At 68.2% G+C, this 13,262-nt stretch carries 10 protein-coding genes; 1 reads left to right on the forward strand and 9 read right to left on the reverse strand.

All coding sequences use genetic code 11. The features are described from left to right. The 7 genes from WMF22_RS25960 to mazG form a co-directional block, all read right to left on the reverse strand. The gene (locus WMF22_RS25960; protein WP_438031522.1) at nucleotides 1-1,473 is read right to left on the reverse strand and encodes a hydrogenase; all 1,473 of its coding nucleotides are present in this window, start codon (nucleotides 1,471-1,473) and stop codon (nucleotides 1-3) included. After that, a complete protein-coding gene (locus tag WMF22_RS25965; protein ID WP_438031523.1) occupies nucleotides 1,470-2,906 on the reverse strand; it encodes a proton-conducting transporter transmembrane domain-containing protein in 1,437 nt (478 codons plus the stop codon). The genes WMF22_RS25960 and WMF22_RS25965 overlap by 4 nt, the downstream gene beginning before the upstream one ends. Continuing rightward, on the reverse strand, nucleotides 2,903-3,523 hold the full coding sequence (locus tag WMF22_RS25970) for a hypothetical protein (RefSeq protein ID WP_437292695.1): 621 nt from the start codon (nucleotides 3,521-3,523) through the stop codon (nucleotides 2,903-2,905). The genes WMF22_RS25965 and WMF22_RS25970 overlap by 4 nt, the downstream gene beginning before the upstream one ends. A gap of 8 nt (nucleotides 3,524-3,531) precedes the next feature. Beyond that, complete coding sequence (locus WMF22_RS25975) at nucleotides 3,532-4,455, reverse strand: respiratory chain complex I subunit 1 family protein (protein ID WP_438031524.1); 924 nt, start codon at nucleotides 4,453-4,455, stop codon at nucleotides 3,532-3,534. Then, a complete protein-coding gene (locus WMF22_RS25980; protein ID WP_438031525.1) occupies nucleotides 4,452-6,563 on the reverse strand; it encodes a proton-conducting transporter transmembrane domain-containing protein in 2,112 nt (703 codons plus the stop codon). Before WMF22_RS25980 ends, WMF22_RS25975 begins: the two co-directional genes overlap by 4 nt. Next, nucleotides 6,508-6,903: a hypothetical protein gene (locus WMF22_RS25985; RefSeq protein WP_437292698.1), complete on the reverse strand. Its 396-nt coding sequence runs from the start codon at nucleotides 6,901-6,903 to the stop codon at nucleotides 6,508-6,510. The genes WMF22_RS25980 and WMF22_RS25985 overlap by 56 nt, the downstream gene beginning before the upstream one ends. 409 nt (nucleotides 6,904-7,312) lie before the next feature. Next, entirely contained in the window at nucleotides 7,313-8,167 is an 855-nt protein-coding gene (gene mazG / locus WMF22_RS25990) for a nucleoside triphosphate pyrophosphohydrolase (RefSeq protein WP_012237435.1), read from the reverse strand. Nucleotides 8,168-8,342: 175 nt separating this feature from the next. Between mazG and WMF22_RS25995 the strand changes: the two genes are divergently transcribed. Beyond that, complete coding sequence (locus WMF22_RS25995) at nucleotides 8,343-9,563, forward strand: hypothetical protein (protein ID WP_438031526.1); 1,221 nt, start codon at nucleotides 8,343-8,345, stop codon at nucleotides 9,561-9,563. Between the two features lie 312 nt (nucleotides 9,564-9,875). Here WMF22_RS25995 and WMF22_RS26000 read toward each other — a convergent pair whose 3' ends face one another. Together WMF22_RS26000 and WMF22_RS26005 are read right to left on the reverse strand one after the other, a co-directional pair. Next, complete coding sequence (locus WMF22_RS26000) at nucleotides 9,876-10,796, reverse strand: transposase (protein WP_438031527.1); 921 nt, start codon at nucleotides 10,794-10,796, stop codon at nucleotides 9,876-9,878. A gap of 434 nt (nucleotides 10,797-11,230) precedes the next feature. Continuing rightward, on the reverse strand, nucleotides 11,231-12,409 hold the full coding sequence (locus tag WMF22_RS26005) for a cytochrome P450 (RefSeq protein WP_438031528.1): 1,179 nt from the start codon (nucleotides 12,407-12,409) through the stop codon (nucleotides 11,231-11,233). Between the last annotated feature and the right edge of the window lie 853 nt (nucleotides 12,410-13,262).

The raw sequence follows: 13,262 nt of genomic DNA on the forward strand, positions 1-13,262 counted from the left end.
TCATAGATCGTTCCCGCAGTAGGAGAGGTCGAAGCTCTTGTTGCAGATCGGGAAGTCCGAGATCTCGTTGCCGCGCACCGCGAGGGCGAGGCCCATCCAGTTGCGGAGCGATGGATCCTGGACCTTGTAATGGACCACCTCACCGTGCGCGCCGGTCTCGATGCAGTGGACGACCTCTCCCCGAAAGCCCTCGACGACCGAGATGGCGAGCTGGTTCGGCGCGAGCTCGCCGATCGATGGCCGCGGGCGCTCCCAGTTCGCGTAGAGCGCGATGACGGCCGACATCCACGACAGGGACGCCTCGATCTCCGCGATGCGGATACGCGCACGTGCCCAGCAGTCGCCGTCCGGCAAGACGGCGGGCTGGATGGGCACCACGCTGTACGCCCCGTGCTCCGTGAGGTGGCGCGCGTCGAGCTCGATCCCCGAGGCGCGCGCGGCCAGCCCGACGAGCCCGAGCTCCCGCGCTTGCGCGGTCGTCAACGTCCCCGTGGAACGCAGGCGGTGCTGGACCGTTCGCGCCATGAGAAAGCAATCGTTGATGATCGGCAGATCTGCTTGCAGCAGGTCGAGGTTCGCCCGGATGTCAGGCAGCGTCTCCGGCGGCAGCCGCATCCGGACTCCACCGGGGCGTAGCGCTCCTTTGCCGAAGCGGCTGCCACAGAGCCGCATCATCGTGTTGATCGCCGTGGTTCGGAGTCGGCCGTACGTCGTCGCTCCCTGCAGAAACCCGACGTCCGCCGCCATGCCGGCGAGCGTCGACAGGTGCATCGCGACCCGCTCGAGCTCGAGGGCGACCGCCCTGGCGAGCTCGACCTCGATGTCCAGCCGGCATCCCGCGAGGCTCTCGAGGGCGGAACAGTGCGCCCATGCGTGAGCGACGCTTGTATCTCCCGCGATGGTCTCGATGAGCGGGGTCAGGCTCCGCGGGTCACGCTCGAGGAGGCGGCGCTCGACGCCGCGGTGCTGATAACCGAGATGGATCTCCAGGTGATGCACCTGCTCCCCCAGGCACATGAAGCGAAAGGAGCCGGGCTCGATCACCCCGGCATGGATGGGGCCGACAGCGACCTCGTGCACCTCCTTCCCTTCGATCTTGTAGAACGGGTGCGAGCTCATCGCCGACTGCTCCTGCCCCTCGTAGCGGATCGGCTTGAGCCACGGATGTCCGGCGATCCGCACGCCGGTCTGCTCGTGGAGCTCGCGCTCGAAGCAGTGAAGCGCGGCATGCTCTGTCGTCATCGCGTGGTACCCGCGCTCCGCGGCCACCTCGGTCCTCGAGACGTGCAGGGCGCGGTCCGGCGCCTGAAGGACCGCCGTGACCGCGACACGGTCGACGTCGCGCCTGCCATACAGCGTGACCACACGCATGTCCGCGCGGAGCTGCTGCAAGAGCTCGTCGCGCCACGGCCCCGGCTCGAGCCTCGGGATCGCGCCCACGGCGACCTGGTGGACGGTCGTCGACTCTCTCACGGCCCCTCCAGGCAACCAGCCACCTGTGCGAGCAGCGCGTTGATGGGCGGCGGGATGTAGACGCCCAGCACGACCAGCGCGACGAGGAACCCGAGCTTGGGCAGCGCGACCGGCAGCGTCTGCCGAGGCCAGCTGCGCTGCCTCGTGGGCTCACCCCAGATCATCGGGAACACCGCTCGTCCCGTCGCCACGAACGTCATCGTGATCAGCACGCAGAAGGCGGCGAAGACGAGCATCTGCCCCGAGCCGACGAGGGCAGACAGGATCAGGAGCTCTCCGAGAAAGCTGCCGAACGGGGGGAAGCCGAGCAGGGCGAAGGTGCCTACCATCAAGAACCCACCGCTGTACGGGAGGTCCTCGATGAGGCCCGATATCGCGCGCGTGTCCTTGGTGTGATAGTGAGCCTTGATCGTGCCCGCCGTGAGGAAGAGGAGCGCCTTGATGAAGGCGTTGCTGAGGACGTAGAGCAGAAGTCCGTAGGACGCCGACTTGCCGACGCCGAGGCCGATCGCGATCACTCCGGCGTGGTTGATCGACGCATAAGCGATGAGGCGCTTCAGGTTGCGAGTCGCAATGATGCCGACCGTCGACACGACCACCGAGACGATGCCCATCGTGAGGAGCTCGCCTGCCAGAAGCGCCGCATGGGTCGGTCGGAGCACCTGAACGACGCGGAAGAGCGCGACGAGGACGCAGTTGAACTGGATGGCGCCGAGGAGCGCCGCGACGGCCGGCGGGGCTTCGTCGTAGGCCTCCGGAAGCCAGCTGTACATCGGCGCGAGGCCGAGCTTGGTGCCCAGCCCGAGGAGCGCCAGCGCGGCCCCGAGCTTCGTCCAGCTGTTCACCGGGAGCGCGGGAGGCGCGAGGAGGCGATCGAGGAAGAACGTCGGAGCCTGGCCGCCGGCCTCGAGCCCGCGCCCGAGGCAGATGAAGCCGACGAGGAGCACGCCGAGCCCGACGGACGAGAAGAGCAAATAGCGCCATGACGCCCGATGGGACGCGGGGATGCCGGGTCGCGCGATGAGGGGCGCGGCCGCGAGGGTGGTCGCCTCGAGCGCGATCCAGAGCAACACCAGGTGATTCGCGAGCAGCGCCGCGTTCGCTGCAGCCAGGAACAAGAGAGCCAGCCACACGAACCGCGCGATGTCCTTGCGGAGCGCCGGGGTCGTGTACACCCGATGCATCACGTACAAAGAGATGCCGAGGAAGATCGAGTCCACGACGGTCATGAAGAGCCGTGAAGTCGCGTCCACGCGAAGGAAGCCCCCGAGGAGGCCCGGGACGTCGGGGGGCGTCGCGGCTCCCATGATCGCGAGGGCGGTGGTGATCGCAGAAGCGCCGACCAGGACCAGCGTGGCTCGTTCGCGGGCGGCGCGCGCGAGGAGCGCCACGGATGCCAGCGCAGGAAGCAGGACGAGGGCGATCGAGCTCATAACGTGGGCCCCTCCACAGGGCTCTCGGGCTGCGCGACGGTGCTCGCGCCGAGCATCTTGAGGTACCAGCGATAGAGCGCGATCGTCACCGCGACGACGGCGACCTGACCGAGCTGAATGGCGAGCGCGTCATGCTCATGCGCACCGCTGAGCTCGAACAGGGCGATCGCGTTCTCGATGCGAAGAACGCCCACCATCTGGCTGAACGGACCGGATTGCGTCGATAGCACCAGGAAGCCGAGCAGCACCCCAGCCGCGGCCACCGCGACGAGCGTTCGCCGTTCTCCGTGCTCGGGGACGAGCGATTCGGAGAAGTTGAAGGCGAGGAGGACGATGCCGAGGGCGATCGTCCAAGAGAGCAGGTTCGGCGAGATGACGTCGTTGCGCTTGGGCGCGTTCTGCGATCGAAGCACGCGGTAGAGCGCGATCGGCGCGGCGAGCCCGCGCAGGAGGACCAGATCGCCCAGGGTGACCCAGTCGCTCACGGTGTCGAGGTCCGGATGCAGGCGGTACGCCACCCACGCCATCAAGAACCCTTGACAGGACAGGCCGAGCAGGCTCGTCCGCCACGTCGCGACGAACAGGGGGATGAGCAGCACGCCGAGCAGCGTATTCAAGAGAGGGCTCATTCGGGGGCCCCCGCCCGCCACACGGTCGCGAGGAGCGCGACGACGCCAGCGGCGAGCGCGACGACGATGTACTGGGGAACAGAGCGCAGCTTCAGCCGGGCTACCAGGGATTCGATCGTGCCAATCACGACGCCGGCCGCGAGGGTCAAGGCGAGGTTCGCGGTGGCGCAGGCCGCGCCGCCGGAGCCCGCCCACGGGTTGAGGAGCGTCGCGACGATGGACGCGCCGACGAAGAGCTTGATCGCGGAGCCGAGGTGGATGCACGCGAGATCCGGGCCGCTGTGGTCGAGGATCATGACCTCATGCACCATCGTGAGCTCGAGGTGGGTCGTCGGGTCGTCGACGGGCATGCGCGCCGTCTCGACCTGAAGCACGATGAGCATCGCCACGACCGCGGCGCCCCAGACGAACGCGGGTGCGCCGGCGTGGAGGTGCGGCGCCAGCGCCTCGTGCAGGGTACGTCGGCCCCCGACGAAGCTCAGCGCGCCGGTGACGAGGAACAGCGCAGGCTCGAGGAGCGACGAGAACACGGCCTCCCGCGCTGCGCCCATCCCCTCGAACGCGCTCCCCGTGTCGAGCGCGGCGAGCATGACGGCGACGCGGCCGAGCCCCCACACGTACGCGAACCACACGAAATCGAGCTGGAACGACGCGAGGGGCGTCGAACCGAGGAGAGGCGCGATGAGGGCGGAGCCCACCGCGGTCGCGAGGAACACGTACGGCGCGATCCGGAAGATCGGTGTCGTCGTCGTGCTGTAGACAGACGATTTCCGGAAGAGTCGCCTCACGTCATGGGCGAGCTGAAGGATCGGCGGTCCCTTGCGTCCGGACCACAGCGACTTCACGCGGTTGATCACACCGGTGAGGACGAACGGCATGACGACGAGCGCGGCGACGTTCGCGAGGCGGGTGAGCATCATCGGCCGACCCCTCCGATCACCATCGCGCCGATGATGACGAGCACGACGAACCCTGCGGAGAACGCGAAGCGCGGCTGTTCTGGGATGCGCTCAAACGCTTGAGCGATGAAGCTCTCTCCGTGCCCGAGCACCTCGAACATGCGTCGCTCGACGGCGTCGACGTGGTGTGTTGAAAGATGGCCGGGCTGCTGCGGGAATGGCCCTTCGGGCAGCCGCTCCCTTCGAAGCGACGGCAAGAAGGATGCGAAGATTCGCGTGAACTGCTCGGAGAACGAGCTCCCCGTGTACTGCATGCGAGCGGAGGTGGCGGTGGTTCCGCACCCCCACGTGACGCTCCGCCGCGCCGCCAGACCTCGACGCCAGCCGATCACGCCGGCGACGAGCAGGGCGCCGGCGAGCGCGCGGCTGGCCCATGCGAGCGGGGTGAGCAGGGCTGGCAGCGTGCTCGCGCTGGACTCGATGGGAAAGAGCCTCAGCGCGGCGCCTATCGCTGCGATGCCCAGGTCTGGAGCGACGCCGATGGCGATCACGAACGCGGCGTGAACCACCATGGGCCAGAGCATCGAACCCGGCGCGTCCTCGCCGACGTGGAGCCCTGGCTCCCGAGGCACGCCGAGGAAGGTGAGGCCGAAGGCCCGCGTCATCGACAGCGCGCTCACCGCGCCGACGAAGGCCAGCGCCGCCGCCGCAGCGATGGTCACCGCGCTGCCTTGACTGGAAGGCGCGCGCCCCGCGAGGAGCCCGGCGTAGATCAGGAGCTCGCTGACGAAGCCGTTGAGCGGCGGGAGCGCCGAGATGGCCAGGCATCCGATGAGGAAGAGGACGGATGTCCGCGGGAGGCGCTTCGCGAGCCCGCCGAGCCGCTCGAGATCGACGGTGTGCGCAGCGCGGTAGATCGCTCCAGCGGCGTAGAACAGGAGGCACTTGAACAGCGCGTGATTCAGGATGTGCAGGAGCCCGCCGCCGAAGCCGCACAGGGTCAGCGCGGGGACTCCCCAGGTCCATCCGAGGTATCCCACCCCGAGGCCCATCGCCGCGATGCCGACGTTCTCGGTCGACGAGTACCCGAGCAGGCGCTTCAGATCGCGCTCGGCCGACGTGGAGAGGACGCCGAAGAACGCGGAGAGCGCGCCGAAGCCGAGCACGCTCCATCCCATCCACTCGTCGGGTCGTCCCATGAGCAGCGTGAAGCGGAGAAAGGCGAAGAGGCCGGCCTTGTGAATCACGCCCGACATGAGCGCCGAGATGTGCGCCGGCGCCGCGGAGTGAGCCCGGGGAAGCCACGTGTGAAACGGAAAGAACGCGGATTTCAGCGCGAACGACACCCCGAGGAGCAGGAAGAGCGTCCCCCGCGCCGGGTCCTGGCTCGACAGGAACTCGCCGAACACGGCGAGGTCCATGGAGTCGGTCTTGCTGTGGAGCAGCATGAACGCCGCGACGAGGACGAAGAGCCCGACATGGGTTGAAATGAGATAGTTGAAGCCGGCGAAGCGGATCTTCTGGTTGCGGTAATCCCAGATGACGAGCAGCCACGCTGCGAGGGCGGCGATCTCCCATCCCAGCAAGAACACGAGGGCGTTCTGCACCGAGTAGATCAGCACGAAGGACAGCGCGACCATGTTCAAGAGAGCGAAGTGTGGGCCGCCGTTCCTCCCTCGATCGAAGTAGGGGCGGAGGTATCCGACGGCGTAGATCGTGCCGAGCAGCGTCATCGGAAGGGACCACGCGAGGAAGAACGCTCCGAGCGCGTCGACGCGGAACGCCATGCTGTCGATGGGCGTCGGCCAGCGCCACACGATCTCCAGCGCCTCGCCGCCTCGGAGGATGGGGACGGCCCTCGCGAGCGCGAGCGCGGCGGCCAGCGCTTGCGAGGCGATCGCGGCCGCGCCTCGCGCGCCGTTCGAGCGCAGGCCCAGCGAGAGCGCCGCCCCGACGAGCAGCACGGGCACGCTGAGGAGCAGAGATCCCGTCACCTTGCTGTCCTCTCGCGACGTCGGCTGGCGCGTCGCGCCGCGCCGGCAGGAGGTGAATTCCGCCGAATGATTGAAGCAGTCATATGGACTCCGAATGAGCGTGCGCGCGAAGAGCGTCGAGGATGGTCCAGCCAAACGCCGGCTTCGGCAGCACCATGGGTGGCAAGGAATGGCCGTCTGGCCCCAGCGCGGAGCGAAAGGACTGTGGTGTGCCCGTCACGAGGAGGATGAGGAGCTTCGGTCGCGCGCTCCGCAGCGACGTGATGAACGTCACGATGTCGCCGGGATCGAAGTCGTCGGGGAACAGGACCAGGGCGGTCGCCGCGGGCGCCATCCTGTGCGCGTCGTTCAATGTCCTTTTGCCGTTCGACGCAACCCCGGCCTGGCTGAAGTAGGCATGAAGCGCGTCGATCGTCTCCGGATTGTCCGCGACGACGGCGACGTGGAGCAACCTGGCGGAGGAGCGGTTTGCCATGGCTGCCCGGGCGTCTAGCAAGCCGTGGGCCGCCTCGTGAAAGGCGCAAGAACCTTGAGGACGCGCCTATCGCGATGGGAGAGCCGACGACCCTTTCGGAGAACAGCGGCACAAAACGACAGATTGACGCGACAAATGCGAACGGATTACGTGAATCTCGTCATGATCAGGCCGAATTTTGATGCGATGGCGCCTACTTGACCGCTCCGAGGGCCAGCCAGCGGAGGCAGCGTCGCGTCGGTCTCGACGCCGTCGGAGCGCGTCGCTCGACCTGGATTGGCCGCTTGCTACGCCGTCGGAGCGCGCCGCTCGACCTGGATTGGCCGCCTGGAGAGGCCGCATGGGTGACGCCGGATGCTGCCGGCGTCTCCCCGGCGCGCATCTCGCCAGGACCGTCCGCGCGCCTCGGTCAGGTCTGCCGCTCCGCGCGCTTGGCCTCGTCCCAGTAGCCGTCGAGCTCCTCCAGCGTGAGCGTGTCGTGGGACGCCTTGACAGGCCAGCCCCCGTGCCGCTCGATGACCCGCCGTTCGACGTGATCGAAGCGCCGGGTGAACTTGTCGATCGTCCGACGCAGGGCCCCCTCCGCATCGACGCCGGCGTGGCGCGCCAGGTTCCCGAGCGCGAAGAGCACGTCCCCGAGTTCCTCCTCGATCGCGGCGGAATCGCCGCCATCGAGGGCCCGATCGAGCTCCCCGAGCTCCTCGTCCACCTTCGCGCGCGAGCCCCGCGCGTCCGGCCAATCGAAACCCACGCGCGCGACCTTCTCTCCGACCCGCTGCGCCCGGGTCAGCGCCGGCAGGCTGCGGGGAACGCCGCCGAGCACGCCGCGGTCCTTCCCCTGCCTCGCCCGCTCGTCCGCCTTGATGCGCTCCCAGTTCTGAAGCACCTCGTCCGCGTTCTCGGCGCTCTCGTCCGCGAACACGTGGGGGTGGCGCCGCACGAGCTTCTCGCAGATCGCAGCGATCACATCGTCCGGCCCGAACGCCCCCTCGGCCCGGGCGAGCTCGGCCTGGAAGACGACCTGGAGCAAGAGATCGCCGAGCTCGGCGCACAGCTCCTTACGGTCGCCGCCGTCGATGGCATCGATGACCTCGCACGCCTCCTCGAGCACGTAGCGCCTGAGCGTCGCGAAGCTCTGCTCGCGATCCCAAGGACATCCGTCGGGAGCGAGGAGCCGCTGCATCAGCTCGACCATGCGCGGAAACGTACGACCGACCTGCTCGGGGAGCGGCGGTGCCTTCACGGGCTCGAAGGAACGAGGCATGCAGTGCTACTAGCGCAAACCGCCCCCGCTCCGGAAGCGGAGGCAGAGGAAGCGGAAGCGGACGCGGAAGAGGAGACGATGCAGGGCGCGCTATCGCAGAGCGTCATCCTGGCTTCCGAGGCCGTAGCATGAGAAAAGTAAGGAGGGCATCGAGGCGCCGACGACGAGGACGACCATGAAGAGCGCAGGCTATGTGGTGCTGCTCGCGATCGCCGGCTGCTCGCAGGGGGTGTGTCGGAGTATCGGGAGCGCGCCGGGCACGGCGCCGAACCCGGGAGCAGCTGCGGAGGAGCCCGTGACGGCGGCCCTGGTCAACAGCGGCGAGCAGGAGGTGCTGGACGAGGAGATCACCCCGCTGCGCAAGGGCGGGCGCCACCTCATCGCGGAGCCGCCGGACGACGCCGAGGAGGTGACGTACGCCGCATGGATCGCGGCGGCAGGGCTCGCCGCGCAGAACAGGCAGCCGCCGCCGGCCGCACCACCGGGGTTCACGCTACGGGCGGTCCGCGGGCGCGACCTGTGGGTGTTGTCCGAGGACGGCACGCGCCGCCGCGGCGCAGCCGCGGTCGTGCTGCGCGTAGGAGCGGCCGTGCCGTTGATCGTCGAGGCGCCGCACACGTTCTTCGATCGGGGAACGCTGCCCGTCGCGCTGGCCATCTTCGAGGCGCAACGGGCGCGCGCGCTGCTCGTGAATACGTCGCACCGGTACGGCGGGGGTCCCAACCCACGCAACGCCAGCGCGGACGAAGACGGCGCAGAAGGCGGGCGCCCCAACCTGGGTGCCGCTGTCGGGGGCGGGCGCAACCCGGGTCACACCGCGGATGGTGACGAGAGCACGGAAGGCGCTGGTGGCGAGGACGGCGGTGATGAAGCCGTCGACGGCAACACCACGCAGGACGGCGCCCAGGGCACCGGCGGCAGCGCTCGTGGAGATAACCGTGCTTCCCGAGAGCGGCTGATTGCGTCGCTCGCCTTCGCAGACGTAGCCCACGCCGAGCGTTCGTTCTTCCTGTCCGTGCACCGGGCGCTGCTCCAGAGCTTCCCCGGCACGCCCACCGTGCAGCTGCACGGCTTTCAAGACCGTTCGGCTCCGAATGCCGCCATTATCGCCAGCGCGGTGGGGCACGGCGCCGCGCTGGACCGACTGCTCGCCCCTCTACGGGCGATCATCAACGAGGGAAAGGTCCTCGCCTACCCCACGGAGATTGATAGGTTGGGGGGTGCCACGAACGTGCAAGCACGCTGGTCGCGTCAGATGGGCGCACCATTCTACCATGTTGAGATGTCCCGAACGCTGCGCGACAAGCTGATCGCGGATACGGATTTCCGGCGCCGCTTCGCGGCGGCCTTCTCGGGGCCCACAGTCGGAACAAGCCGGATGCGCGACCCGGGTTGACCACAACGGCATTGTCTGCAACGACCCGGCGCAACGGATGCCAAGCGCGCTCTCTGCACGACGAGCCGCTCCAGATCGTCCCAACAACCGGTGAAATATCGGCGTCCGCCGATCAAACGCAATCGGCGTCACCCGGGGCTGATCCATCGGCGATCGACACCACATCCCCCGTTCGTGAGGGGCGCGCAGCGCCCCATGAACACTTCGCCCGCCCGCGCCAGCTCCCCCAAACGGATGTTCCCATGCGACGGCAACGACGCGTCGGAGCCGCCCTTCCTATTCCGGACCGCTGTGGAGATCGCCGCCCGACATCTACACCGTGAGCCCGAAGTCCCTCGTGCTGGCGCCGTGGAACGTGCACATCCACCACGTCCCCGCCGGAAATACCACACTGCGTACCCCGGCGCGCCACCGCTCGAGCGCCGCGCGGTACGACGCGCGAAACGCCCGCACAGCGGCGCCAGCGATTCGTCGTACGTCCCCCTGCTCGCGGCCGACTGCAAAGGTCGGATTGCGTTCACCCAGCGCCTCAAAGCTCGTTACGCGCTCGTACGGCGAGATCGTGGTGACTCGCTCAGCACCAAGAAAACGGCGCCCCTGCTGCTGAAGCGCAGAATGGGCCTGCGCCTCCCGTACGTTGAGTTCAACTGCAACCTCGTGGCGAAAGTCATCGATGCTGTCCTGCTCTACCGCCGGCGGCAACGCGAGAGGTAACGTCACTTCCTCGGGCCACTGTGGATTTTCCGGGTCCAGATACGCCACGGGACGCGCCGCTCGCAGCACGCCGCAGCCGAGCTCTCCCACATCGACTTTCGCCCCCGGCCACTCACGCGCATGCCGGACGAGGCCAGCGGCTACAGGGTTTGCGAGTACGTACGCTATTTTTTCCACCACGGCAGCGCGCGTCAGGAGTCGCACGACGCTCGTGGCTTCGTGGTCCCATACCGGTCCTTCCCATGCGCGAAGCACCTTGGTCCCGAGCGCCACAATACGATGAAAGAACTGCAAGAAGCGCGGCAGGACGCCATTCACGTCCGTCACGACCAGGTGCAGATGCGTTGACATCGCGCAGAACGCGTGAACCTCGATTCCGAAGCGCGGGGCCGAGACCGCGAGCGAGTAGACCAGGAGCTGGGTGATGGCTGCGTCGGGGCGAAAGAGCAGGTGCCGACGCAAGACGCGACGGGTGATCATATAGGTAGCGCCGGGCGCGATCTCGCGGGGGTGGCTCATGGCCCGTCCACATCAACAAACGCTGTGCCAGAGATCGCAGTCAATCATTTCAAGGAATTGCGGCGCCCCGCAGGTGGCGGCTCCTACGCCAGGGGTGGCGGCCGCCATGCCACTCGGATCGCCCCACCTGGGTCGAGTCCACGGAATCCAGAGTCCACAACCTGGGTCGGGTCCTCGCGGTCCTCGCCGCCCAACCTGGGTCGGATCGCGCGGGGGTTAGGTCGCGGGTCGGGTCGGGTCCCGGGTCGGCGTCAACCTGGGTCGGGCCGCCGCGCGCCGCCGCCAACCTGGGTCGGGCCGCCGCGCCGCGCCGCGGGCCACGCCGCGCCGCGGGCCGCCGCCGCCGCCAACCTGGGTCGGGCCGCCGCGCCGCGCCGCGGGCCGCGCCGCGCCGCGGGCCGCCGCCGCCGCCAACCTGGGTCGGGTCGCGAAAATTACACGAGCAGCGCCGGAATCTGGTCAGGTCCGAACGCGGCCGCGCCGCGCGGCGCCGTTGAGAACGTCGGTTGCACGGTCGGATCGGCCCGCAGCGCCGGAAAGCGCTCGAGCAGGAGGGACACGCCGATCCTCGCCTCCATCCGCGCAAGCGGCGCCCCGACACAGTAGTGCGGACCGCCGCCGAAGTTCAGCATCCCCACGGGTCGTCGATGGATGTCGAAGGTCTCCGGTCGCGGGTAGATCTCCTCGTCGTAATGGCGAGCGATCAGCGACAGGTAGAGGATCGTCCCCGCAGCCAGCGTCTCGCCGCCGATCGTCGCCTCACGCTCGACGAACCGCACGATGCCCGCCGCGCTGTTGCACCAGCGGGTCGACTCCTCGATGGCCTGCGGCAGGAGCGAAGGTTGCTGACGCAGCTGGTTCATCGCGTCGGGGTGGGCGAGCAGCGCCACGAGCAGGTTGGCCAGCATCCAGCTGGTCGTCTCGTAGCTGGCGAGGATCAACGTGAGCACGACCCCCTCGCACGCCTCCACACCACCCAGCCCCTCCGCGACGATCGCCCGCGCGATCTCGCCGAGCAGCGTATCGCTCGGGTGCGCCACCTCGCGCTCAGCGATCTCCCGGAGCTGCGCCTCCATCGCGGCGTGGGCGCTCCGTCCTTCGGCCATGACGACGGGATCCTGCGGCATCACGACGCTGCGGATCATCTTGCGAATCAGCACGTCATTCTCGGCGATCCGCTCCTCCGGGAGCCCGAAGAGGGCGCTCGTCACGCCCATGGGCATCGACATCGCAAAATCATCGAAAAGATCCGCCCGCTCCTTCCGCACGAGCCGTTCCACGACCCTGCGCGCCACCGGGGTCACGGTCGCCTCCTCGTAGCGGGAGATCACGCGTGGGGAGAGGACCGCGTTGAAGAGCCGCCGCATGCGCGTGTGCGACTCACCGCCAAGTGTCACGAGCGTCCCTTTCATGATCCCGGTGTCGTAGGCCCGGGTGCTGAAGGTCTCGCTGTCGCGCAGCACCGCGGCCACATCGGCCCCGCGGAGTACGACCGGCACGCCGAGTCCCTCGTCGAAATAGACGGAGTGCTCCCTCGCCGCAGCGGCGAGATGGATCCCGAACGCCGAGGGGTCTTTCGATGTGAAAGAAAATAGATTTTTACGAGGCAGCATACATAAAACTTAGTATTCCATCTCGAAACACGAATCAAGCCGCTTTGCCATGACTTCGACTGGGACGTAGGTGTGGAAGAGCGGTTATTGCGGACGCTTCTCCCACGTTGACTTCGCGTGCGGGCCCTGTAGGTGCCCCCGCCTGGTCTTGGGTCACGCCCGCACCGTGGTTGTGTCGCTGTCGCCGTGGTTGTGTCGCTGTTGTCGGCGATCTGCGGCGATCGACGCTGATGACGGTCGCCCTACGCACGCCATAGAGCGGCGCCTTCATGGCGCTCGATCAGGCGGTGACACGCCGCGAACGTGCCGAGATCCGTCCACGGTGGTTCGCCGAATCCCTGGCGACGAAAAGCTGCTCAACTCGGGAGCTCTACCCGACCCGGGTTGAAGGCGGCGGGAGCTCTGCCCGAGCTCTACCCGACCCGGGTTGAAGGCGGCGGGAGCTCTGCCCGAGCTCTACCCGACCCGGGTTGAAGGCGGCGGGAGCTCTGCCCGAGCTCTACCCGACCCGGGTTGAAGGCGGCGGGAGCTCTGCCCGACCCGGGTTGAAGGCGGCGGATACCGCGGACGAAGGCGCCGTGACCGATCATGGCATCGAAGCCCGGCCGTCGTCGGGCCGGTCACCGAGAGGATGGATAGATTCCATCGTCTGCCTTGAGAAAGCGCCGGAAGCGGCCAGCAGGCGCGAGCGCATCCGTCATGGACGTCCGCCAGGCCCCATGAGCCGAGCCAGACACTCCTCCTGCCCCCCCGCACGGCGCCTATGGCAGGAGCACAAAAAAACAGAGCGCCCATTCGACGGTGGGGGGGAAACCGTCACGGGCGCTCTGCTTGCGCCTCTTGCAGGAGGCGA

This window comes from Sorangium sp. So ce204 (assembly GCF_051526795.1).
In the GTDB taxonomy this organism is placed as follows: Bacteria; Myxococcota_A; Polyangia; order Polyangiales; family Polyangiaceae; genus Sorangium; species Sorangium cellulosum_B.

Excerpts from the sequence above, each read along its gene's own strand:
- WMF22_RS25985 (WP_437292698.1), bottom strand. The coding sequence starts at position 6,903 with ATGGCAAACCGCTCCTCCGCCAGGTTGCTCCACGTCGCCGTCGTCGCG.
- WMF22_RS26005 (WP_438031528.1), bottom strand. The coding sequence starts at position 12,409 with ATGCTGCCTCGTAAAAATCTATTTTCTTTCACATCGAAAGACCCCTCG.
- mazG (WP_012237435.1), bottom strand. The coding sequence starts at position 8,167 with ATGCCTCGTTCCTTCGAGCCCGTGAAGGCACCGCCGCTCCCCGAGCAG.
- WMF22_RS25995 (WP_438031526.1), top strand. The coding sequence starts at position 8,343 with ATGAAGAGCGCAGGCTATGTGGTGCTGCTCGCGATCGCCGGCTGCTCG.
- WMF22_RS25965 (WP_438031523.1), bottom strand. The coding sequence starts at position 2,906 with ATGAGCTCGATCGCCCTCGTCCTGCTTCCTGCGCTGGCATCCGTGGCG.
- WMF22_RS26000 (WP_438031527.1), bottom strand. The coding sequence starts at position 10,796 with ATGAGCCACCCCCGCGAGATCGCGCCCGGCGCTACCTATATGATCACC.
- WMF22_RS25975 (WP_438031524.1), bottom strand. The coding sequence starts at position 4,455 with ATGATGCTCACCCGCCTCGCGAACGTCGCCGCGCTCGTCGTCATGCCG.